Consider the following 23,040-nt stretch of genomic DNA (forward strand, 5'->3'; position numbering starts at 1 on the left):
TATAGTCCGATTATATTTAAAAGTCTAGTAATTCTCTCTGTTATTTTGTTCCTTTTCCTGTACAACCTGTTCATTTTCCATTCTTTTTTGCCGGATATGCCAGAATATAATCAGTAATGCCGAAACAATTACAAGCGCTCCTGCAAGTACCTGCGATACCGGGATCGATGTGCCCGGAAACAGTAACTGATCTGTTCTGAGTCCCTCGATCCAGACGCGTCCCAGCCCATATCCGAACAGATAGACTAAGAATACCTCTCCATTAAACTTTTTGTGTCTGCGGTATAACAGCATGATGAACAGCACCATCAGACACCAGAGTGATTCATACAGAAATGTCGGGTGCACCTGAATGTATGACGTTCCATTTTTGTACTGCATATGTCTGCGCATCAACTCAGTAATATCCGACGGGCGTACTGCATCCGTCGGAAGTTTCATTGCGAATAAGCCATTCGTATATTCTCCGAAGGCTTCCCGGTTGAAGAAATTACCCCAGCGTCCGATCATCTGTCCTGCCACCAGTCCCAGGCTGGCAGTATCGAACAGTACCGCCGCCGATAATTTCTTAACTTTTGCAAATACGACAACTGTAATCACAGCTGCAATCACACCACCGTAAATCGCCAGACCGCCTTCCCGGATATTCAGGATACTTTTCAGATCATTTTTGTACATATTCCAGGAAAATACCACATAATATGCGCGTGCACCAATAATCGCAAATACGACTGCATAAAGTGTCAGATCAAAATAGGTCTCCGAATTCTGTTTCGTCCGTTTCGCTTCGGCTGCTGCGATCAGGATTCCTGCCAAAATCCCCAGACCAATAATTATTCCATAAAAAGCAATATCAAAACCGCCTATAGAAATGTGATTGCCCACATTTTTCAAGTGGATACCAAGATTGGGAAAATCAATGGTTTTATGCATGTTCTGTTTTCTTCCCTTCTTAACTTTTCCTTTTATTATTTCTCTTAAACGTTAAATCTGAACAGCATGATGTCTCCATCCTGAACAACGTAATCTTTTCCTTCCAGGCGGATCAGTCCTTTTTCTTTTGCTGCTGTATGGCTTCCGCATTCCATCAGATCATCGTAAGATACAACCTCTGCACGGATAAATCCTCGTTCAAAGTCTGTGTGGATTTTACCTGCTGCCTGCGGTGCTTTTGTTCCTTTTGTAATCGTCCATGCACGAACTTCCGGCTCGCCAGCTGTCAGATAACTGATCAGTCCGAGCAGCTTGTAGCTGGCTTTGATCAGTTTTTCCAGTCCGGATTCTGTTAATCCGAGATCCTCTAAGAACATCTTCTTCTCATCATCATCCAGCTCTGCAATCTCCTGTTCAATCTGTGCACATACAACAAATACTTCACTTTGCTCTTTTGCTGCGTATTCTCTTACTTCCTGCACGCCCTTGTTATTTGCTCCGTCATCTGCCAGATCATCTTCTGCAACATTTGCTGCATAAATAACCGGTTTGTATGTCAGAAGATTGTAGCTCTTTAACCACTCTTCCTCTTCTTCATCTTCTGCTCCGTCAAATGTCTTCGCAAGACGGTTATCTTCCAGATGTGCTTTGATCTTCTCTAACAGTGCAAGTTCTTTTGCTGCTGTCTTGTCATTTCTTGCAACTTTTGTAGTCTTTGCAATTCTACGCTCCAGGATCTCCAGATCAGAAAAAATCAGTTCCAAATTGATCGTCTCGATATCCCGCAGTGGATCTACACTTCCGTCTACATGTACAATATTGCTATCCTCAAAACATCTGACAACATGTACGATCGCATCTACTTCACGGATATTTGCGAGGAACTGGTTGCCAAGTCCCTCTCCTTTGGATGCTCCCTTAACAAGACCCGCAATATCAACAAATTCGATTGCCGCCGGAATGATCTTCTTTGTATGATACATCTCTCCCAGAACGTTCAATCTCTCATCCGGCACAGTAACGACGCCGACGTTCGGATCAATCGTGCAGAACGGATAGTTTGCGGACTCTGCTCCTGCTTTTGTTAATGAGTTAAATAATGTACTTTTTCCTACATTTGGAAGTCCTACGATTCCCAGTTTCATAATTTTATATTCTCCTTTTTTATCCTTTGGTTTCAGGATTTTTATTAATCTTTTTCTGCTATCTCATGTTCTTTCAAAATAAAAAGAAACCCTGATATAGCAATTTATAGATTATCACACCAGGGTTTCAAATTCAATGTAAATCCGCTATTTTCCCAGTAATTGTTAATGAAATCACGCATAAAATTTTATTTCCTTTCTCCCTTTAGCAGCCTTTTTCTTACTGCGAATATCTCTGGGCATACTCTTTATTTGTTCCATAACCTTTCTGGCTTCATCGTCCAACTGGGTAGCAGACATTTTCGATATCTCTTTTTGCAATTTTAGCATTTAAGGGATATCATGCTTTGTATCCTGGTATCCCTTCTCTGACACTTTTCTATATTTAGGATACGATTTTATATCCCTTTTCCACAATTTATTATTTAAGGGATATCATACTCTGCGTTCTGATATCCCTTCTCTAACTATTTATTATAATTGAGATATGATGTTGTATCTCTTTCCGCAATTATATATTAAAAAAGATACTTCAACTTAATTTCTGGTATCCCTTCCCGACAATTATACCGCAAGGGGATACAAAAGCTCATCTTGCCATATCCCTTTCCCGACAGTTCCTGCCATAGAGATATAAAAACACATCTTACAATATCCCTTCTCGGTAATTCCTGCCATAATAGATACAGCACCCAAGATTTACTTAACATCTTAATCTTAATCTTGTCCTTTATCCTTGGTCTCCATCAAGATCACGATTCCGTTCATAAAGCTAATCTTCACTTCATCTTCGATCCACTGATTGCTCACACACAGACTGTCATATGGACTCAGTATATGATCGGTGAGCGGATACTTGGCGCCCTCGATATTGAAATGATATACTTCCGCGCCAAGTGGAAATACTGAAAAGAACGGACCATACGCCTCATCTTTTTTAATCACAGTATCTCCGTCGATCAGCCGGATACGATTCTGCGGATCTAGGATCTGTGCCTCCACACCTGCCTGAAATGGAATTGCAAGCGACTGTATATTTGCCCAGAGATGATCGATCCTGCCGCCAGTTGCACCAAGAATAATCATCTCTTTGCACCCCAGTGTCATTGCGAGACGAATTGCGATTTCTGTATCTGAAGCATCCTTCACCGGATTAAATTCACGGATTGGAACATCTGTCTCGTCACGGTAATATGTGGCAATCGTCTGATCCACACTGTCAAAATCCCCTACGATATAGCTCGGCATAATCTGATGATGGTATAAAAATTCCATTCCCCGATCCACACCGATCACACATCCTGCTTCCTCCCTCAAAACAGAAAGTGTAAACTCCTCGTTCAGCTCTCCCCCGCTGACGATAACGATTTTCTTATTCATAATCCTTTAAAATCTCCATAAATTTCTTTGTATTTTCACCCGGATCTCCGCCAAATACAGCTGAACCCGCTACGATAATATTTGCTCCGGCATCCAGCACTTCACGGACATTTGTAAGATAAATACCGCCATCTACTTGAATATCCACCTGAAGTCCCTGTTCATTGATCATGGCACGGATCTTGCGGATCTTATCCAGCGATTCCGGAATGAACTTCTGACCTCCGAATCCCGGATGCACACTCATTACCAGTAACATATCCATTTTCGGAAGAAGATGTTCGATTGCTTCTGCCGGTGTTTCCGGGCAGATGGATAAGCCGACTTTCATGTTGCAGTCACGAATCTTCTGAATCGTTGCTTCCACATCCTCACATGCTTCCAGATGAATCGTTACGATATCTGCTCCTGATTTTTCAAATTCTTCGATATAGCGGATTGGTTCTTTCACCATCAAATGCGCATCCATCACCTGTCCTGTCACATCATGAATGGATTTTAAAACCGGCATTCCAAAAGAGATACTTGGCACAAACATTCCATCCATTACATCAAAATGAATATATTTTGCCCCATTGTCTTCTGTCAGTTTCATCTGTTCCCCCAGGTTCTTAAAATCTGCCGCCAAAATGGACGGTGCTAAAATGTACTCCATGTCTAATACCTCCTCTTATTCTTCAGTTCCTCATACATTTCTTTATAATCTTCATAACGGACTTCGTGGATCTTCCCGGATTCTACCGCTTCTTTTATTGCACAGCCCGGTTCGTGTATATGATCGCATCCATTATATTTGCATCCACCTTCATAAGGTTCAAATTCCGGAAAATAATATTTCAGTTCTTCTTTTTCAAAATCATTCACATACAGAGAACTAAATCCGGGGGTATCCATAATATAGGATTCCTCATCTATCGGGAACAACTCAGAATGTCTTGTTGTATGTTTTCCACGTTCGATCTTTCGGCTGATGCCTCCGGTCTCCATATTCGCTTCCGGCTGCAAAATATTAATGATCGAAGATTTACCGACTCCTGATGGTCCGGCAATCACTGTTGTCTTTCCCTGTAGCAGTTTACGGATCTCTTCGATATTCTTCTCCTCTTTTGCACTTGCAAAAACACACGGATAACCGCAGTCACGATAAATGCTTTCAATCTCGGCAATCTGTTCTTCGCAGGCAATATCTTCTTTGTTAAAGCACAGAACAACCGGTACACCTTTGCTTTCCATCATTACGAGAAAACGGTCCAGCAGATTATAGTGCGGACTCGGTTTACACACTGCAAATACGACCAGTGCTTGGTCGATATTAGCAACTGCCGGACGTATCAGTTCATTCTGACGTGGCAGGATCCGAATGATATTTCCCAGTTTTTCTTCTTTATCCAGAACTTCCAGTTCAACATTATCACCAACCAGCGGTTTAATCTTGTCTTTTCTGAAAATTCCTTTCGCTTTACATTCATAAACACCGGATTCTACTACGTGAACGTAGTAGAATCCGGCAATTCCTTTTACAATCTTTCCATTCATATTTTCTGCAATCTGTCCTTATCTGCTAGTTATCGCCCTGTTTTCCGTCATTGTTTCCACTGTTGCTTTCCGGTTTTGGTCCAAGGCTTAAGACATAGCGGATGGTTGATCCTTTGGATACTTTTCCGTAAGAAGGAGTCATGGAAATAATCGTTCCTTCTTCATAATTACTACTGTACTCGCTCCGCTGTTTGCTTGCATTCAGTCCATTCTCAGAAGCCCAACTTAACAGTTCTTCTTCATCACTGCCACTGAAATTCTGGACAGTGATCTTATCCTCCGGTTTCTTTCCTTTGCTGACAACAATATTTACTGTTGATCCGGCATTTACTTTGTTACCACTGTACGGAGACTGAGACACAACGTAGCCTTTTTCTGTCTCATCACTGTACTGGTAAGTAACCGTCCCAACTTTCAGTCCTGCTGACTTGATCGCAGACTGTGCTTCCGAATCTGTCTTGCCTACAAGACTTGGCACAGAAATCTTCTCAGAGCCTTTGCTGACTTTCATTACCACTTCCTGATCTGCGGTTACACTTGTTCCTGCTGCCGGATCTGTTCCGATAACTTCGCCCTCATCATACTGGCTGCTATATACAAACTGGGAAGATCCAACTGTAAGACCTTTTTCTTCCAGTGTGCGCTGCGCTTCGGATTCATCCATACCGGATACAGCCGGTATCTGGATCGTATCTTCTATCTTCTTTGAAGATACAACAATATCAATTCTTGTATTCTTCGCTACTTTTGTTCCGGCTTCTGTCTTCTGCTCGCAGACTTTACCTTTTTCATATTTATCAGATTCTTCATATGCGACATGACATCCAAGTCCTTTTTTGTTCAGCGCTGCTTTTGCATCTTCTTCTGTCATTCCAACAACATTCGGAACTTTTACTTTGCTGTCTGTCTCTTCTGCTGTAACTCCGGAATTAAATCCTTTGAAGATACCGGTAGCTTTGCCGATTGCAAAGACAACAACGAACAGAATAATGATCACGACAACAACCATAAGAATCTTCATAAGCTTACGCATACCTGGATTTACATCTTCGCCGCCTTTTTTCTTGCGGGACTTTTTCCGGTCATATACATCATCGTCATAATCATCGTCTCCGTAACCTTTGCTGCCATAGCCTTTGTCGTCATAATCATCATCGTAGTCTTCATCATCATAATCATCGCCATAGCCTTTGTTGTCATCGTAATCCTCGTCGTCATAATCATCATCATAACCACTACGGATATCGTCCAGTTCTTCATCCGTGATGATTACGGTGTCGGCATTGCCAAGCGGCGGGATCACTACGAAATCTCCATCCGGATCTACCAGTGAACGTTTCAGATCCTGAATCAGCTGTGTTGTATTCGGATAACGGCGTTCTCCGTTTTTCTGTGTACATTTTAAAATAATCTGTTCCAGACTGTACGGAATATCCGGAACCAGTTCTGACGGCGGTGTGATTTCCTGCTGCAGGTGTTTCATTGCAACAGATACGGTCGAATCTCCGTCAAACGGTACCTGACCGGTTGCCATCTCATACAGCGTAATACCAATCGAATAAATATCACTCTTCGCATCACTGAATCCGCCTCTTGCCTGCTCCGGTGATGTATAATGTACTGAGCCCATTGCGTTCGTACTGATCGTATTCGATGTAGTAGCTTTTGCAATTCCGAAATCTGTTACTTTAACTTTGCCGTCTCTGGAAATAATTACATTCTGCGGTTTGATATCGCGGTGAATGATATTTGCCGCATGTGCTGCACCGATACCAGTGCACATCTGTATTGCGATGCTGATAATCTCTTTGTGAGATAATCTGCCCTTTCTTTCAATATACTCTTTCAGCGTGATTCCTTCGACCAGTTCCATAACCATATAATACAGTCCCCGGTCCTCGCCTACATCATAGACATTTACAACGTTCGGGTTCAGAAGTCCCGCTGCGGACTGTGCTTCTGTCCGGAATTTACGGACAAAATTCTCATCTTCCCGATATTCTTTCTTCAATACTTTGATCGCAACATAGCGATTCAGCATCGTATCTTTTCCCTTATATACATCCGCCATTCCACCGGCGCCAATCTTGCTCAGCACCTCATAACGGTTACCCAGAAATATTCCGTCTTTTACCATACGCTCACCTCATCTGCAAGTGGCTCTGCCATAACCACCCCTATATTATCTCTCCCGCCATTACTGTTCGCTTTCTCTATCAGCATATGAACTGCCTCAACAATATCTCTGGCTCCCTTAACAATGTCAAACATGTCCTCATCTTCTACCATGTTGCTGAGTCCGTCTGTACACATCAAAATGATGTCTCCCTTTCTCAGACGATATTCATAAATATCTGCTTCTACATCTTCTTTCACACCGATCGCCCTTGTGATAATATTCTTATCCGGGTGATTCTTGGCTTCTTCTGCTTTGATTCCTCCAAGTCTTACCATCTCTTCTACAAGAGAGTGGTCTTTGGAAATCTGTTTGATCTTATCATTGATCAGATACAGACGACTGTCTCCTACATTTGAAAAATATAATGTATTACCGATAACAGTAGCAACAACCAGTGTTGTACCCATTCCTTCCAATTTCACATCCGACTGCGCTGCTTTAATAAGCTCATGATTGGCAGTTATTACTATCTCCTTAAGGATCTCTTCCGGCTTCTTAAGCACTGTCTTCTCCAGTTCTTCATGGAGTACTTTTACTGTATATTTAGACGCAAAATCACCGGCTTTATGGCCTCCCATTCCATCTGCGACTACCAGAAGATTCGGGAACGGTCCCACCGGTTTATCTGTTACATATACAAAGTCCTGATTGACTTCTCTTTTTCTACCCACATCGGTCATTGCATATATTTTCATCTAGTTCTCCTTTTTTGCGGTTTTATAACGTCGTCTTAACTGTCCGCAGGCTCCGTCAATATCTGAGCCTCTTTCTCTTCTAATAGTAACATTTATTCCGTTTTTTTCAAGTTTATTTTTGAAATCACGGGCATTTTTGCCATCCGGTTTCTTAAAATCACGTTCCCGGATTGGATTAACCGGAATCAAATTCAGATGACAGTTCCGGTTTTTTAACATCGCTGCCAGCTCCTTCACATCCTCGTCCTGATCGTTGACATCCTTTACAAGACTGTATTCAAATGTAACTCTTCGTCCTGTTTTTTCAAAATAAACGTCACAGGCTTTCAGCACGTCCGTCAGTTCATATTTATTCGCAACCGGCATCAGTTTCTTACGCTTCTCCTGATTAGAACCATGCAGAGAAAGTGCAAGTGTGATCTGCAGCCCTTCTTCGGCAAGCCGCAACATATTCGGGATGATTCCGCAGGTTGATGCCGTAATATTTCTCTGACTGATATGAAGCCCGTGTTCATCACTGATCATATGTACAAACCGTACAAAATTATCATAGTTATCTAACGGTTCGCCACTTCCCATGACTACGATATTCGATACCCGCTCCCCGGTGATCTTCTGTATCGCATAAATCTGTCGTAACATCTCTGATGCTGTAAGATTCCGTTCCAGTCCATCTATTGTCGATGCACAGAAACGACAGCCCATACGGCAGCCTGCCTGCGATGAAATACAGACTGAATTGCCATAGTTGTATTTCATCAGAACACTTTCGATCATATTTCCGTCATCCAGTTCAAACAGAAATTTCTCTGTCGGATCCATTTTGGAAATTTGTCTTTTTACAACCGAAACCTGACGGATCTCATATTCTTCATCCAACTTTTCTCTGAGATTCTTTGGAAGATTGGTCATCTCTTCAAAAGAATCCACCAGTTTTTCGTGCAGCCAGGAATAAATCTGTTTCCCGCGGAAAGACTTTGTACCGATCCGGTTCATTTCCTCTGTTAATTCTTCATAATTATAAGATGCTATATCTTTTTTACTCATGGTTCTCCCTCTGGAACATAGCTATATAAAAGCCGTCTCCAATGTCAATTCCCGGAAGTATCTGCTTCTCTTTTTGCAAATGAAATTCCGGATGTTCTTTTTGAAACCAGGCTGTATTATCTTCATTTTCAGCTTTATGAATGGTACACGTACTGTAAAGAAGCTTTCCACCCGGTTTCACATATTCACATACTACTTTTAAAATCTCTCTTTGTAATTTAACCAGCTCTTCCTGCATCTTTGGTGTCATCTTATAACGAAGATCCGGTTTACGGCCAAGAATACCAAGTCCGGAGCAAGGAAGATCCGCAATTACAATATCCGCATTTCCCACAGATTCCGGATCCTTTACCGTCGCATCCTGCACTCTGGCGCAAATGTTCGTAAGACCGCTCCGCTCTATATTTTCCTGCAACAGTTCTACTTTGTATTCCGTCAGATCTCTTGCTTCCACCATGCCCGTTCCATCCAGTTTTTCTGCAAGATGAATGGATTTGCCACCGGGCGCGGCACACACGTCGATGATCACGTCTCCGGCTTTTGGATCTGCCCATTCTGCTACCTGCATGGAGCTTATATCCTGCACATAGAATTCGCCATTCCGGAAAGTCTGTAATTTCTCCAGGTAATCATATCCGGAAATATAAAACACATCCTTCATCTGTGTTTCCGGTTCTACGATAACGCCTTCTGTCTCCAGACGCTTCACAAACTCTGTTGTGTCACCAGCTTTCGGGCTCTTGCGGATAGTTGTCTTTTTATTTTCCAGAAATGCCTTTCCCATCGTCTCTACTGTATCTGCATCGTATACTGCAAGCCACTGTTTTACAAGCCACTCCGGCAGCGAATATACAATCGACAGATAAGCTACCATATCTGTCTTATCCGGTAGCTGTATGTCTTCCCTGTTCCGGCTTATCGTCCTTAAGACGCCATTGACGAAACCTTTCAGATTCACAAATCCTCTTTTCGCTGCAACTTTCACTGCTTCATTGCAGACTGCACGATCCGGTACACTATCCATATATCGCATCTGGTAAACACTACTTCGTAGGATCGTACGGATCACCGGTTTCATTTTATTTACTTTTACTTTGGAAAACCGGTTCAGTATTGCATCAATCTCAACCATATGCTCCAGTGTTCCGTTGACGACTCTTGTAATAAAAGCCCTTTCTTTTTTATCCAGATACTGGTACTGATCCAGTACATTTTTTAAGGCAATGTGACTGTACTGCCCGTCTCTTGTGATCATAAGCAGTGTCTCAAGTATAAGTTCACGGCTGCTTACTGATGATGCCATACCTGTCCTCCTACATATCTTGTCCTATACCGATCAGTCTCTTCTAGAATTGGAGATCATGATCAGTCTTAATAACTGTAAAATTGCGGAAGCTGCTCCTGCGATATAAGTCAGGGCTGCTGCCGTCAATACTTTTCTTGTTTCTCTTACTTCATCCGGATATAACATTCCGGTATTGCCAAGAATCTTAAGTGCTCTTCTTGACGCATTAAGCTCTACCGGCAGTGTTACAATCTGAAACAATACTGCCATTGAAAATGCAATCACACCAAGATTCAGAAACAGCTGGGATGTCTGGCTGTTCATGATCAGTCCGATGATGATAAGCGGCCAGGCGATCGAACTTCCAAAATTAGCAACCGGTACAAGCGCACTACGGATAGACAGCGGTGCATATCCTCTTGCATGCTGGATCGCATGACCACATTCATGAGCTGCAACTCCGATTGCTGCAACCGATGTCTGCTGGTAAGTTGCATCGGATAAACGAAGTACTTTTGATCTCGGATCATAATGATCCGTCAGATTACCTGCGACATATTCCACTCTTACATCATAAATACCTTCTCTGTGAAGAAGCGCTTCTGCCGCTTCTTTTCCTGTCATTCCCGAGTGACTGCGCACGCGGGAATATTTTGAAAAAGTCGAATTCATCTTTGCCGAAGCAAGAAGACAAATAACAACTCCGATCATTACAAGGATATATGTTGGATCATAAAACATTGGATAATACATAGTAATTCCTCCTTAAAATTAAAGAACCGTTCCTGTTTCCATCTGATATCCCCTCAGAAATGCTGCTGCATCCATTCTCTTTTTCCCTGGGATCTGCAGTGCAGTGATCTTCAGAAGTCCGTCTCCTGTCTGTACAAAGAATCCGTCTTTTGCGACTTCTACTACTGTACCGGCAGCCTTATCTGTCTGCCCTTCTGCTACTTCTGCTTCCCAGATCTTCATTCCTTTATCATTCTCATTCCATCTCGTATACGCACTCGGCCATGGATTCAGTCCACGGATCAGTCTCTCAATTTCTTTTGCAGACATCTTCCAGTCAATCTTCCCCATGTGCTTATCGAGCATTTTCGCATAAGCGGTCGGGCTATCACCCTGTTTTTCAGGCGTTACCGTTCCGGCTTTTAATGCATCTAATGTCTCTACGCATAACCGTGCTCCGGCTTCTGCCAGTTTATCATGCAGACTTCCGCCCGTCTCTTTCTCATCCAGCGGAATCTCTACTTTCAATAACATATCTCCGGTATCCAGCCCTTCATTCATCTGCATGGTCGTTACACCGGATACTTTTTCTCCATTGATCACTGCCCACTGGATCGGTGCAGCGCCGCGATAACTCGGGAGCAGCGAAGCATGCACATTCACGCATCCGTACGGTGTCATTTCCAGTATCTCTTTTGGTAAAATCTGACCAAATGCAATAACCACCATAATATCTGCATTGTATTTTCTTAATTCTTCTATACATTCCGGCTCGCGGATTCTCTTCGGCTGATAGACCGGAATATTGTGGGCAACTGCCACTTCTTTCACCGGTGTATACTGCATCTTGCCGCCGCGTCCCTTTGGTTTATCCGGCTGCGTTACGACAAGTGCCACTTCGTGTCCCGCTTCAATGAGTGCCTCTAATGTTCCTACGGAAAAATCCGGAGTCCCCATAAAAATGACTTTCATTAAACTTCCTCCTCATATGGCTCCACATCGTGAAGTCCGCCTTCCACAAGGTCAACATACATCTTACCATCCAGATGATCGATCTCATGGCAGAAAGCTCTGGCAAGAAGTTCTTCTCCTTCCAGTACGATCTCTTCCATGTCTTCGTTCAGTGCTTTTACTTTGACATAATTCGGTCTTGTCACAAGTCCTGCTTTTCCCGGAACACTTAAGCATCCTTCTTCTCCGGTCTGCTCACCGGAAGTCTCCAGAATCTCCGGATTAATAAGGACGATCGGTCCTTCACCGATATCAATTGTTACAATTCTCTTTAAAATACCGACCTGCGGTGCTGCAAGACCAACTCCCATTGCCTCATACATCGTATCTAACATATCGTTGATCAGAATCTTTGTACGAAGTGTCATCTTCGTTACTTCTTTACATGGTTTTGTCAGGACCTCATCGCCTAACTCACGGATTTTTCTAATTGCCATCTCTCTTCTCTCCTGTTTACATTGTACTCATTGGGTTAAAATCAAATTGAATCCGAAGGCTTCGAAAGCCTGAATTCATCTCTATATACTGTTCCATAAGATCTTTTGCTTCGATCAGGAATTTGTATTCTTCACTTTTAATATAGATAAGCTGCCGGTATCTGTCATTTACTTTTTCAATAAACGGAGCAGTCGGTCCGATGATCGCCAGTTTCTTCTGCCGGTTGAGCCGCTCTGTAAATTCTTTTAAATATCCTGCCGCTTTCTTCAGATGCTCTTCTTCACTTCCACTCATCCAGACTGCAAGAAGCTGATGCACCGGTGGATACCCCATCAGACTCCTGTAGTTGATCTCTTCTTCATAAAAGCCATCATAATCCTGAGCTGCCGCTCTCTGGATACTGTAATGCTCCGGGCTATACGTCTGTATGACAACTTCGCCTCCGGCGGATCCCCTGCCTGCTCTGCCGGCTGCCTGCGTCAACAGCTGGAACGTACGTTCTGCCGACTGATAGTCATTTGAATACAGTGACAGATCCGCTGCCAGCACACCTACCAGTGTCACCTCCGGGAAATCATGTCCTTTGACGATCATCTGTGTACCGATCAGAATATCTGCTTCATGGTTTGCAAATGCAGCCAGGATCTTCTCATGTCCGTCCTTTGATTTTGTTGTGTCCAGATCCATCCGAAGCACGCCAGCCTGCGGAAACATCCTTTTTATCAGTTCCTCGATCTGCTGTGTACCTGCTTTGAAGCCTCCGATATAACCGGAACCACATTCGGGACACCGGTTCATCTGTTTCGTCTCATAGCCACAGTAATGACAGACCAGTTTTCCTCCGCGGTGTGCCGACAGCGACACATCGCAATGAGGACATTTTACTACATATCCGCAGGACCTGCAAGAAACGAATCCCGCATAACCGCGCCGGTTCAAAAACAACATGATCTGCTGATGCTTCTGTAAACGGTCTTCGATCAGTTCTTTTAAACGGTCGCTGATAATGGAACGGTTTCCTTTTTTTAATTCTTCCCGCATATCCACGGTATATACGCTTGCCAGATTTTGTCCCTTCGCTCTTCTGGTAAGTTCCAGCAATGTGTATTCTCCCTGCTTCGCCTTAAAATAAGCATCCACGGAAGGAGTTGCTGAACCGAGCACGACACTCGCTCCTTCCATCGTCGCTCTTGCAACTGCTGTCTCTCTGGCATGGTACCTTGGCACCTGCTCACTTTTGTAAGCCGATTCCTGTTCTTCATCAATCACGATCAGTCCCAGATCAGAAAATGGTGTAAACAGTGCCGACCTTGGTCCGATCATCACATCGACTTCTCCACGTCTGATCCTCTCTAACTGATCAAAACGTTCTCCCGGTGACAATCTGGAATTGAGAATAGATACCCTGTCGCCAAATCTTCCATAAAATCGCATTACCGTCTGATAAGTAAGTGCAATCTCCGGAATCAGCACAATCGCCTGTTTTCCCATTTTTACGACCTGTTCGATCATTTCCATATAGACTTCTGTCTTACCACTTCCGGTAATTCCATAAAGGAGATATGTCTTTCGTTTTCCTGCCTGATAATCCTGCACGAAAGTACGGATCGCTCTCTCCTGCTCTTCGGTGTAAACGATCTGCTTTCCAGTCTTTTTCTGATAATCGACCGGATTACGCAGCATATCTTCATATTCAACAGTAAGAATCTTCTGTTCTTCCAGCGTGCGGATCACGGTACCTGTCACATTCAGTTTCTTCGTCAGCAGTTCGTATTCCTGTACCGGCTGATCCAGAAGTCCTGCCAGCAGTCTGGCTCTTGCTTTCTGGTTCTTATGCAGATAAATATCCAGCTGACGCTTTCCGGCTTCTTCGTCTAAAAGCAGGTGCACCGTGCGCTTCTGCCGGATCTTCTCTTTCTTTTTTACAGGAAGAACCGTCTTCAGCGCCTGGATCATCGTTCCGCCGTAGTGCTCCTTCATCCATGCCGCCAATGCAACCAGTTTCCCCTCAATTGCCATACTTTCTTTCGCTTTTCCTGTAATCTCCTTGATCTTTGCCGGATCATAATCTGTCTTTTCCGAAAACGCGATAACATAGCCGTGTGTTTCTTTGTTGCCTCTTCCAAACGGAACAACAACTTCTGTTCCAACCTCAAGCATCCCTTCTAACCGGGAAGGGATGCTATATTGAAATACTTTATCTAATTTTTCATGCGTGATGTCTATGATAATATCAGCGTACATCTTGCTCCTTTATTTTTGTTCTTCTAATACTTCACGGATCAGCACACGATCATCCATATCATATTTTACGCCTTTGATCTCCTGATACGTCTCATGTCCCTTTCCGGCAATGATGATGACATCTCCCGGCTGACCATGTTCGATTGCATAACGGATTGCTTCTTTTCTGTCACAGATTGCTATATATTTGCCGTCTGTTTTCTTCATACCTGTAATAATGTCATCGATAATATCCTGTGGCTCTTCAAAACGTGGATTATCCGATGTAATGATTGTGAAATCAGATAATTTACCGGAAACTTCTCCCATCTCGTAGCGTCTTGTCTTGGAACGGTTTCCACCGCAGCCAAATACGGTTACAAGACGTCCCGGATTGTAATCGCGCATCGTATTTAACAAACTTTCCAGACTCATTGCATTGTGCGCATAGTCGATCATCAGCGTAAAATCATCCGCAACTTTGATCATTTCTACACGTCCTTTGACTTTTGCAGCCTTTAATGCCTTCTTAATATCTTCCTCCGGTACTCTGAAATGTCTGCATACTGCAATTGCCGTAAGAGAATTGTATACGCTGAATTCTCCCGGAATGTCTACTTCCACATCCATGTCCAGAAGTCCGGTTACATGATAATGCATGCCAAGGTATCCTGGTCTTGAAACGTGTTTCACATCTACTGCTCTTAAATCTGCTTCCTCTGAAAATCCGAACGTCTCCACGCGGCATGTTGCATTTTTAAATACATCCTTGTACCACTTGTCATCTACATTTGCAATTCCAAGATTACACTGGGTAAATAAAATACCTTTGCAGCGTTTGTAATCTTCAAAATCTTTGTGCTCATTCGGTCCGATGTGGTCTTCTCCAAGGTTAGTGAATATACCAATCTCAAACTGGATTCCTGCGGTACGGTGAAGCATCAATCCCTGTGAAGAAACTTCCATTACAACACTGTCACAACCTGCCTCTACCATCTCTGCAAAATATTTGTGGATTGTAAAGGACTCCGGTGTTGTATTATTCGCCGGAATTGTCTTGTCTCCAATAACTGCCTCAATCGTTCCGATCAGTCCGACATTATGTCCGGCTGCTTCAAGAATAGACTTCACCATATATGTTGTCGTTGTCTTTCCTTTTGTACCGGTAATTCCGATCACATGCAGTTTTTCTGCCGGATATCCAAAATAAGCCGCTGACATCAGTGCCAGCGCATATCTGGTATCATCTACATGGATAACAGTCACTCCTTCCGGTGCTTCTACCGGCTTTTCTACGATCACTGCTTTTGCGCCTTTACCGGCGACTTCTTCTACATAAGTATGTCCATCCGATACAGCTCCGCTAATACATACAAATACACTGCCTTCCGTCACTTTGCGCGAATCGTTGACAAGTTCTGTCACTTCGATCTCATCACTTCCCTGACGGACTTCATATTCCAAACGTTCCAATAAACTGGTTAATTTCATGCGTCGTGCCTCCTGCATCATTTCATTCATTTTTTTTCGTAATCTTTATTATAAAACATTTTCCACTACAGTACAAGAACTGCTCCGGGATAATTTTCCTGTCCATCTTCCTGCAAATGTGTTATAATCTTTTGCAGAAACAATATACAAGAAAAGGGGAATCAACTTATGAAAGCTTATGAAAGATTATTAAAGTACGTTGTTGTCCGTACACCTAGTGATGAGAACAGTGACACTGTTCCGTCTTCCACATGTCAGTTTGACCTTGCAAGAATTCTGGAGACAGAGATGAAAGAACTTGGTCTTGTAGATGTTTATCTGGACGACCAATGTTATCTGTATGGAAAACTTCCGGCAACAGCTGGATATGAAGACAAACCGAAGATCGGTTTCATCGCTCATATGGATACCGTATCTGATTTCTGTGACCACGATATCACACCAGTTATCACAGAGAACTATGACGGACAGGATCTTAAACTTGGGGATAGCGGTCTTGTCTTAAGTGTGCAGAACTTTCCACATCTTACAAGCCTGAGAAAGGACGTACACTGATTACAACAGATGGTACAACCGTTCTCGGTGCCGACGATAAAGCCGGAATCGCCGAGATTCTTACAATGATCGAATATCTGAATGAAGAAAATATTCCTCACGGGCCGATCCGTGTTGCATTTACTCCGGATGAAGAGATTGGAACCGGCGCTTCTCATTTCGATGTAGAACGTTTTGATGCAGACTACGGTTACACACTGGACGGAGACACAGAAGGTGAAATCCAGTATGAAAACTTTAACGCATGCAAAGCTGATTTCGTAATCAAAGGATTCAACGTACATCCGGGATCTTCCAAAGATACAATGATCAATGCGAGTCTTGTAGCTATGGAGATTAACAATGCACTTCCTTCTATGGAGACACCAAGAGGAACTGAAGACTACGAAGGCTTCTATCACCTCGTAAGTATGAAAGGTGAAGTTGGAGAAGCAGAGCTTCATTATATTGTCAGAGATCATGACAAATTACTTTTTGAAGCTAAGAAGAAAACACTCCGCCTGATTGAAAAAAATCTGAATGAAAAATGGGGCGAAGGCACTGTTACTCTCACGATCACAGAGCAGTACCGCAACATGGCTGAGATTATTGAGACATGCATGCACCTGATCGACAATGCAAAACAGGCATGTGAGAATGCAGATGTGACACCGCTTGTAATGCCAATTCGTGGTGGTACAGACGGATGCCAGTTAAGCTTCAAAGGACTTCCTTGCCCGAACCTTGGTACCGGTGGACATGCATACCATGGACCGTACGAGCACATCACAGTCGAGGGTATGGATCAGACAGTTGACGTAGCTGTTGAAGTTGTAAAATTATACGCGAAATAAATCTATCTGTATTTATATTAAGGGCTATTGCACTAACGTGCGATGGTCCTTTTCTCTTAATTCATTGTAATTGCTTTGTCGCCATAAATCGAGCAGATTAACTTCTGCTCGACTTCGTATAAACAAAAAGAACCATCTGTTACGACAGTTCTTTTTTTAATTTATATAATATTCTACAGATCAATATCCGGCAATTCTTCCTTGAAGCCTTCTCCTACGACTTCATTGGATTCCATAATAATGGTAAATGCTTTCGGATCTAACTCATGTACAAGTTTCTTAATTGAATACATCTGCTTGTTGTTGCATGCACACATAACAACATCTTTATTTGCTTTGGAATAACTTCCCATACCTTTTAAGATTGTGGAACCTCTTCCTGAATATGCATCAATCTCTTTTGCAAGCTCTTCTCCACGTTCTGTTACAATCAGTGTCATCTTTCCTTCATCAATACCATACATAATGCGGTCCATTACAGTTGCCATCAGATAAGTAACGATCACACCATAGATCAGTCCGTCTACGTCTTTGAATACGATAACTGTTCCGAGGATGATTGTTGTAATATCAAGTACAAATGTGATCACGCCCAGTGTCATGTGCGGTTTTACCTGTTTAATAGAAACGCTGATGAAATCCTGTCCGCCTGTGGAAGAACCGCGCATGAAAATCATCGCATAACCGATTCCACAAAGCACACCCATACATAATGCTGCCAACAGTCTGCTGCCGTTATATACCGGAAGCAGCGGTGCTACATAGTCCATTAAAAGAGATGAAATGATCGTTGTTTTTACTGAAACAAAGAAAAACTTCTTTCCAAGGAATTTATAACATAAAATTGAAACCGGGATATTTAACAAAATTGTACCGGCTCCAACCGGGATACCAAACAGGTGATATAAGATAATCGCGATACCAGAAAATCCTGCTACCGGAAAATTCGCATTTAAAGCAAAATTGTAAATACCGATTGCAATGATCATACCCGCTACAATATCCACCAAAACATCAATCATCAATTCTTTCCAGTTCATTTTTTTCATTTTGATAACCTCCCATCTGAATTTATATCTTTCTTCCATACGTCAAAACGACAAAAAAACAGCTGCAAACTATAAAAATATAATTCGCAACTGCTCTTATGTTTCACATTATATCCCTGGATTTTAACTTTGTCAACACCCTGTTTTGAATATTTTCATTTCAGAGTTTCCTCTTCCATCCTCTGCAATCTTCGTGCCAGACAGGCATTTACTGATTGATCCGGTCTGTAACTTTAATATCTGCGAAAGATGTCATCTCCCAGTCATTTCCATTTTTCTCAAGCACATAGGTACACTCCTGTGTCATAAGCTGCAGCGGTTTACCTGCCACCTGCACATAATAAGTCTCTCTTGTAGAAATCTTGCACTTATTCTTACCGCTGTATTTTACATCTGTCAGTTCATAAGAATCCAATTGTTCAGAAATTTTACGCTGAACATATTTCTCCTGTTCTTTATAAATCGGGCTTCCATTCTTCAGATATCCGGAAATCTCTGAAAAATCATTTGTATTCATTGCTTCTGCAAAATTCTTCAGATAACCTTCCACAACCGCCTCCGGTCCATCCTTATAAATATCTGCACTCTTGGCGCTTAACAATACATTCGGTGTATAGCTGTATTTGCAGGAGCCGCCATATTCCACACTCTTATATCCTGCTTCGATATCTGCTTTACTTTCCAGCTTCATGTCAGATTTGTCTTCAAACTCAACCATGTAAAGCTGTTTTTCCATTTCATAAACTTGATCGTAAATACTCTTCATGCCATTTACATCTGTAACACTATAATAAGCTCCACCAGTCTGTTCCGCAATATATCTTGCATCATTGTAATCATAACCTCCGATTCCGATAATAAAAATCGGTACATGATAACGGTTTGCTGTCCGGATCACGGTATCCGGGCTGCAATTACTGTGATTATCCTGTCCGTCAGTAAATGCGATCACGCATCTGGCTCCATTCTGTGCCGCAACACGTTCTACGGAAGTATATAAAGCATCGTACAGGCTGGTCTCTTCTTCTGTCTGCAACTGGTTAATACAGTTCACAAGATCGCTGGCATCATCGGTAAATTTCCGTTCCAGGCGGACTCCTGTAGAGAATGATGTAAGTTCCACTTTGTCTCCGGCGTCAAACTGCACACTGTTTACAAAATCTGACATGATCTGTTTTGCTTCATCCAGCGGTCCACCATCCATACTTCCGCTGACATCTGCAACCATATCTACCTTCAGCGCTTCTTTTTCATTTAACTGTCCGGTAACTGTCCGGCAGAAGTAATTATCTGCTTCACATATTTTGCATTTGCATCTTTTTTCTTAATATAGAAAAGCGAATTACTGAGCTTCTTCGGTACTTCTCCGGTATTGCCATCTTTCACACTCAGATACAGACGGATCTTCGGAAATGCAGACGCATCCACCTGCTGAACTGTAACATCCAGCGGATTCTTCGGATCGATATACAGATAGATTGCCTGATCCATCTTTGCAAATGTTTTCTGGATAGATTTGTAATTTCTCGTCTTTTCTTTTGTCAGGCTCTGAATCTCTTTTAAAATCGTCTTATAACTGCTTACTTCTTTGGACGATGCCTCGGAAAGATCTACATTTTCATACATAGATACCTGATCAGAAATATATTGGTCATCTGCGCTTTTTAATGCTTCCAATGCTTTCACAGCATTCTTATAAGTTGTCTGTGTCTTTTTGCCTTCTTTTTTCTTAATTGCACTGCGACATTCTTTTAATGCACTTTCATATGTGCTGTAACTTTCAGAATCCAGATCATACTGTTTCTTCTCTTTCTCCATCTCTGACAGTTCTGACGCACAGTCCTGAAATGCATCCACACCTTTTTTAAGTTCTTTCAGTTCTTTAACAACAGCTCTTTTACCGCCAAAATCCAGTACACCAAGATTCTCCCATTCTGCTGCCAGCCTTGCTTCTTCCGACTGATAATCTTCAAGACCGGCTTTCTCAATCTTTGACACTGCACTGTTCTTCTGCCATGCAAGACCAACCGTCCCATATAATAAGCCGCCACCGATAATAAATACAACTGCTGCGATAACCGCTGCAATAATAACTGTCTGATTCTTCTTCGGTGATGCCGGTGTCTGTCCGGATGTTGTTCTTCCACCTGCTGGTGGTATCTGTCCGGATGCCTGTGTATTTCCCGGATTCTGTACGGTTTTCTCCGGCTGTACCGGTTCTACCGGTGCACCACATTCCGGACAGAATCTGGCACCCTTTTCCAGCTCAGAGCCACAATTTGCACAAAACATTGTTATTCCTCCTCCAATCTCATTCCTTCTGCGATTCCTTTCGCATCTGCTTCTGCCCATTCCTTTGCCAGCGTTCCATCTGCTGCCAGCTTACGCATCTTTGGTACAGTATGGAAACCATGCTCCACGATCATTCCCGGTACCGCAACATTCGATGCGCCCCTTAATACGCCGTAATAATCACCATTATTTCCACGACGGGCACAGACCGTTCCTTCTTTATCCACACTGTCATTATAAGCATCTGTCCAGTTCAGTATATCATCTTTTCCACTTACTGTGTGAAACTTTTCCTGTGTGCTGATTCCTAATTTTGCATTGGAAACTGCCAGACTGGTTCCGATTGCATTTGCCACACTAAGTGCCTGTTTACTTTCCATTGCAACAGTATTAACAATCACAATTGGCTTTGTAATGCCAATTGGCTGTCTGTTCGTATCCACACCGTTGGCATGTTCCAGATTAGCATTCGTATGGAGTGAAATAAAGAGATCCATGCCTTTTGCCGCCTCACCGCGCAGGCTGATTTTTCCGGAATCCAGTGCCAGATTCTCGTATCCGTTGATACAGATATTGCCGCTGGTACGTGTCAAATGTACAATCACCCCATATCGTTCTTCCAGTATCTTTTTCAGTTCTTTTGCCACCTGCAATGTAAAATTGCCTTCACAGTAAACAACTTTTCCGTTTTCATAGACTTCATTCTTTTTTGAATAATGCCCCGGATCAATACAGATCTGTATCTTTTTCTGTCTTTTTATTATTTTCTGCTGTTCTTTTGCTTTCTGTTTTTTTTCTTCTTCCTGCTTTTTTCGTTGCTCCATTGCTTCTTTTCTTTCCTGTGCCGCTTCTTTTTGCTTTTCTATTTTCTGTGCTTCTTCATTCTCTCTTATTTTCATCTGTCTCATATAGCTTTTAACTCCACATAGTCCGATCACAAGCAATAACATTCCCACTGCTGCAAAAATCTTTTTTCTCATCATTTTTCTTTTTCCCGCTTTTCTTCCATATTACTGCCGCGGATCACGGCTTCTTCTCCATATCTTCCACGTATTTCCTTTAAAGCCTGCTCCAGCTTTGCTTTCTTTTCACTGGCTTTCTTCCTTTTCTCCATCTCCGGCTGTACTTCAAATATGGTAAGCTGTTCTGGTGCAAACGCATCCGTCAACTTGGAACTTCGGATTCCCAGCAGACGAATGGGTTGTTTTTTCCACATTTCCCGGAATAATTCTGCTGCTGTCTCGTAAATTCTGGCATCCTCATTGGTTGCTCTCTCCAGCTGTGTCTGGTGGGAACTATTTTCAAAATTATAATACTTAATCTCCACACTGATCATTCCGGCTTTCTGCCCAGCTTTCCTGAGTCTCCTTCCTACGCTTCCTGCCAGTTTTCCCAGCACTTCACACGCCTCTTCTTCTGTCTTTGCATCCTGCGGCAGTGTAATAGAGTTGCCGATTCCTTTTGCCTCCTGACGTACCGGTTCTACCGGCGAATTGTCCATACCATTGGCAAATTCCCATAGTTTGCGCCCGTGGCTTTTCAGATGTATCTCCAATAGTTCCGGATTCATCTGTGCCAGATCTCCGATCGTGCGGATCTCCAGCTTCTGTAAATATTCCACACTCGACCTGCCCGCCATAAAAAGTTCTCCAATTGGAAGTGGCCACATTTTCTCCTTAATCTCATCCGGAAATAGCGTATGTACTTTATCCGGTTTTTCAAAATCCGATGCCATCTTTGCCAGCAGTTTATTTTCCGATATTCCAACATTCACAGTAAATCCAAACTGTCTGCGGACTTCATTTTTAATCTCTAAAGCGCCTTCCATCGGTGATGAAAAACGCGGCGCGATCTCTGTAAAATCCATATAACACTCATCTACGCTGACCTGTTCGATCTGATCCGTATAACCGCGCAGAAATGTCATCAATTTTCTGCTGTAATCCGAATAAAGTCTGTGATCCGGCGGTGCGATCACAAGATTCGGACACTTACGAATGGCATCCACAACGGGTTCCCCTGTGCGGATGCCATACTTCTTAGCGGAAATGGATTTGGCAAGCACGACTCCATGTCTGGAAGCTCTGTCGCCTCCGATGATAGCCGGTATCTTACGCAGATCCGTCTCCGCTCCATTCTTCAATTGTTCCACTGCACTCCAGCTTAAATACGCAGAGTTCACATCTATATGGAAGATTATCCATGGCATCTTATCG

General features: G+C 42.8%; 19 protein-coding genes and 1 pseudogene. 1 reads left to right on the forward strand and 19 read right to left on the reverse strand.

Annotated elements, in window-relative coordinates:
* Window positions 1–24 precede the first annotated feature (24 nt).
* The 14 genes from lgt to DXC04_RS11895 all read right to left on the reverse strand — a co-directional run bounded on the left by lgt (window position 25) and on the right by DXC04_RS11895 (window position 16,095).
* Complete coding sequence (lgt, locus tag DXC04_RS11830) at window positions 25–933, reverse strand: prolipoprotein diacylglyceryl transferase (RefSeq protein WP_118661096.1); 909 nt, start codon at window positions 931–933, stop codon at window positions 25–27.
* Between the two features lie 44 nt (window positions 934–977).
* Window positions 978–2,078: a redox-regulated ATPase YchF gene (gene ychF / locus DXC04_RS11835; RefSeq protein ID WP_021859910.1), complete on the reverse strand. Its 1,101-nt coding sequence runs from the start codon at window positions 2,076–2,078 to the stop codon at window positions 978–980.
* Window positions 2,079–2,795: 717 nt separating this feature from the next.
* Window positions 2,796–3,458, reverse strand: coding sequence for a thiamine diphosphokinase (locus tag DXC04_RS11840; RefSeq protein WP_118520229.1), 663 nt, complete (start codon window positions 3,456–3,458; stop codon window positions 2,796–2,798).
* Entirely contained in the window at window positions 3,451–4,113 is a 663-nt protein-coding gene (gene rpe, locus DXC04_RS11845; protein ID WP_118661097.1) for a ribulose-phosphate 3-epimerase, read from the reverse strand. Before rpe ends, DXC04_RS11840 begins: the two co-directional genes overlap by 8 nt.
* A 2-nt stretch (window positions 4,114–4,115) precedes the next feature.
* Window positions 4,116–4,994, reverse strand: a complete 879-nt coding sequence (gene rsgA, locus DXC04_RS11850; protein ID WP_021859621.1) for a ribosome small subunit-dependent GTPase A — start codon at window positions 4,992–4,994, stop codon at window positions 4,116–4,118.
* Between the two features lie 25 nt (window positions 4,995–5,019).
* Window positions 5,020–7,131 carry a Stk1 family PASTA domain-containing Ser/Thr kinase gene (pknB, locus tag DXC04_RS11855; RefSeq protein WP_118661098.1) on the reverse strand — a complete coding sequence of 704 codons (2,112 nt, stop codon included), beginning with the start codon at window positions 7,129–7,131 and terminating at the stop codon, window positions 5,020–5,022.
* Window positions 7,125–7,868 (reverse strand): Stp1/IreP family PP2C-type Ser/Thr phosphatase, encoded by a 744-nt coding sequence (locus DXC04_RS11860; protein ID WP_021859619.1) that lies wholly within the window; start codon window positions 7,866–7,868, stop codon window positions 7,125–7,127. Before DXC04_RS11860 ends, pknB begins: the two co-directional genes overlap by 7 nt.
* Window positions 7,869–8,915, reverse strand: coding sequence for a 23S rRNA (adenine(2503)-C(2))-methyltransferase RlmN (gene rlmN / locus DXC04_RS11865; RefSeq protein WP_021859618.1), 1,047 nt, complete (start codon window positions 8,913–8,915; stop codon window positions 7,869–7,871).
* A complete protein-coding gene (rsmB, locus tag DXC04_RS11870) occupies window positions 8,908–10,218 on the reverse strand; it encodes a 16S rRNA (cytosine(967)-C(5))-methyltransferase RsmB (protein WP_118661099.1) in 1,311 nt (436 codons plus the stop codon). Before rsmB ends, rlmN begins: the two co-directional genes overlap by 8 nt.
* A 33-nt stretch (window positions 10,219–10,251) precedes the next feature.
* Window positions 10,252–10,953, reverse strand: a complete 702-nt coding sequence (locus tag DXC04_RS11875; protein WP_021859616.1) for a zinc metallopeptidase — start codon at window positions 10,951–10,953, stop codon at window positions 10,252–10,254.
* An 18-nt stretch (window positions 10,954–10,971) separates the two neighbouring features.
* Window positions 10,972–11,904 carry a methionyl-tRNA formyltransferase gene (gene fmt / locus DXC04_RS11880; protein ID WP_021859615.1) on the reverse strand — a complete coding sequence of 311 codons (933 nt, stop codon included), beginning with the start codon at window positions 11,902–11,904 and terminating at the stop codon, window positions 10,972–10,974.
* Complete coding sequence (gene def, locus DXC04_RS11885) at window positions 11,904–12,380, reverse strand: peptide deformylase (RefSeq protein ID WP_021859614.1); 477 nt, start codon at window positions 12,378–12,380, stop codon at window positions 11,904–11,906. The genes fmt and def overlap by 1 nt, the downstream gene beginning before the upstream one ends.
* A gap of 16 nt (window positions 12,381–12,396) precedes the next feature.
* Window positions 12,397–14,625 (reverse strand): replication restart helicase PriA, encoded by a 2,229-nt coding sequence (priA, locus tag DXC04_RS11890; RefSeq protein WP_118661100.1) that lies wholly within the window; start codon window positions 14,623–14,625, stop codon window positions 12,397–12,399.
* Between the two features lie 9 nt (window positions 14,626–14,634).
* Complete coding sequence (locus DXC04_RS11895) at window positions 14,635–16,095, reverse strand: UDP-N-acetylmuramoyl-L-alanyl-D-glutamate--2,6-diaminopimelate ligase (RefSeq protein ID WP_021859612.1); 1,461 nt, start codon at window positions 16,093–16,095, stop codon at window positions 14,635–14,637.
* 168 nt (window positions 16,096–16,263) lie between these two features.
* Between DXC04_RS11895 and pepT the strand changes: the two are divergent.
* Window positions 16,264–17,483 (forward strand): annotated as a pseudogene (gene pepT, locus DXC04_RS11900) (peptidase T).
* Window positions 17,484–17,656: 173 nt separating this feature from the next.
* On the opposite strand, the gene DXC04_RS11905 reads toward pepT, so the two are convergent.
* From DXC04_RS11905 to DXC04_RS11925, 5 genes are all read right to left on the reverse strand, one after another.
* The gene (locus DXC04_RS11905; RefSeq protein ID WP_021859647.1) at window positions 17,657–18,532 is read right to left on the reverse strand and encodes a YitT family protein; all 876 of its coding nucleotides are present in this window, start codon (window positions 18,530–18,532) and stop codon (window positions 17,657–17,659) included.
* A 208-nt stretch (window positions 18,533–18,740) separates the two neighbouring features.
* Window positions 18,741–19,760 carry a vWA domain-containing protein gene (locus DXC04_RS11910; protein ID WP_118661101.1) on the reverse strand — a complete coding sequence of 340 codons (1,020 nt, stop codon included), beginning with the start codon at window positions 19,758–19,760 and terminating at the stop codon, window positions 18,741–18,743.
* Window positions 19,761–19,786: 26 nt separating this feature from the next.
* Window positions 19,787–20,824, reverse strand: a complete 1,038-nt coding sequence (locus DXC04_RS11915; protein WP_158580499.1) for a zinc ribbon domain-containing protein — start codon at window positions 20,822–20,824, stop codon at window positions 19,787–19,789.
* A 2-nt stretch (window positions 20,825–20,826) separates the two neighbouring features.
* Entirely contained in the window at window positions 20,827–21,804 is a 978-nt protein-coding gene (locus DXC04_RS11920) for an N-acetylmuramoyl-L-alanine amidase family protein (RefSeq protein ID WP_199692547.1), read from the reverse strand.
* The gene (locus DXC04_RS11925) at window positions 21,804–23,033 is read right to left on the reverse strand and encodes a Y-family DNA polymerase (RefSeq protein ID WP_118661104.1); all 1,230 of its coding nucleotides are present in this window, start codon (window positions 23,031–23,033) and stop codon (window positions 21,804–21,806) included. The genes DXC04_RS11920 and DXC04_RS11925 overlap by 1 nt, the downstream gene beginning before the upstream one ends.
* Between the last annotated feature and the right edge of the window lie 7 nt (window positions 23,034–23,040).

The organism is Dorea sp. OM07-5 (assembly GCF_003481355.1).
Lineage (GTDB): Bacteria > Bacillota > Clostridia > Lachnospirales > Lachnospiraceae > Dorea_D > Dorea_D hominis.

What these genes read in the sequence shown, in the direction of transcription:
- lgt (WP_118661096.1), bottom strand. Translation starts at nt 933, where the DNA reads ATGCATAAAACCATTGATTTTCCCAATCTTGGTATCCACTTGAAAAAT.
- ychF (WP_021859910.1), bottom strand. Translation starts at nt 2,078, where the DNA reads ATGAAACTGGGAATCGTAGGACTTCCAAATGTAGGAAAAAGTACATTA.
- DXC04_RS11840 (WP_118520229.1), bottom strand. Translation starts at nt 3,458, where the DNA reads ATGAATAAGAAAATCGTTATCGTCAGCGGGGGAGAGCTGAACGAGGAG.
- rpe (WP_118661097.1), bottom strand. Translation starts at nt 4,113, where the DNA reads ATGGAGTACATTTTAGCACCGTCCATTTTGGCGGCAGATTTTAAGAAC.
- rsgA (WP_021859621.1), bottom strand. Translation starts at nt 4,994, where the DNA reads ATGAATGGAAAGATTGTAAAAGGAATTGCCGGATTCTACTACGTTCAC.
- pknB (WP_118661098.1), bottom strand. Translation starts at nt 7,131, where the DNA reads ATGGTAAAAGACGGAATATTTCTGGGTAACCGTTATGAGGTGCTGAGC.
- DXC04_RS11860 (WP_021859619.1), bottom strand. Translation starts at nt 7,868, where the DNA reads ATGAAAATATATGCAATGACCGATGTGGGTAGAAAAAGAGAAGTCAAT.
- rlmN (WP_021859618.1), bottom strand. Translation starts at nt 8,915, where the DNA reads ATGAGTAAAAAAGATATAGCATCTTATAATTATGAAGAATTAACAGAG.
- rsmB (WP_118661099.1), bottom strand. Translation starts at nt 10,218, where the DNA reads ATGGCATCATCAGTAAGCAGCCGTGAACTTATACTTGAGACACTGCTT.
- DXC04_RS11875 (WP_021859616.1), bottom strand. Translation starts at nt 10,953, where the DNA reads ATGTATTATCCAATGTTTTATGATCCAACATATATCCTTGTAATGATC.
- fmt (WP_021859615.1), bottom strand. Translation starts at nt 11,904, where the DNA reads ATGAAAGTCATTTTTATGGGGACTCCGGATTTTTCCGTAGGAACATTA.
- def (WP_021859614.1), bottom strand. Translation starts at nt 12,380, where the DNA reads ATGGCAATTAGAAAAATCCGTGAGTTAGGCGATGAGGTCCTGACAAAA.
- priA (WP_118661100.1), bottom strand. Translation starts at nt 14,625, where the DNA reads ATGTACGCTGATATTATCATAGACATCACGCATGAAAAATTAGATAAA.
- DXC04_RS11895 (WP_021859612.1), bottom strand. Translation starts at nt 16,095, where the DNA reads ATGAAATTAACCAGTTTATTGGAACGTTTGGAATATGAAGTCCGTCAG.
- DXC04_RS11905 (WP_021859647.1), bottom strand. Translation starts at nt 18,532, where the DNA reads ATGAAAAAAATGAACTGGAAAGAATTGATGATTGATGTTTTGGTGGAT.
- DXC04_RS11910 (WP_118661101.1), bottom strand. Translation starts at nt 19,760, where the DNA reads ATGGTTGCAGATGTCAGCGGAAGTATGGATGGTGGACCGCTGGATGAA.
- DXC04_RS11915 (WP_158580499.1), bottom strand. Translation starts at nt 20,824, where the DNA reads ATGTTTTGTGCAAATTGTGGCTCTGAGCTGGAAAAGGGTGCCAGATTC.
- DXC04_RS11920 (WP_199692547.1), bottom strand. Translation starts at nt 21,804, where the DNA reads ATGAGAAAAAAGATTTTTGCAGCAGTGGGAATGTTATTGCTTGTGATC.
- DXC04_RS11925 (WP_118661104.1), bottom strand. Translation starts at nt 23,033, where the DNA reads ATGCCATGGATAATCTTCCATATAGATGTGAACTCTGCGTATTTAAGC.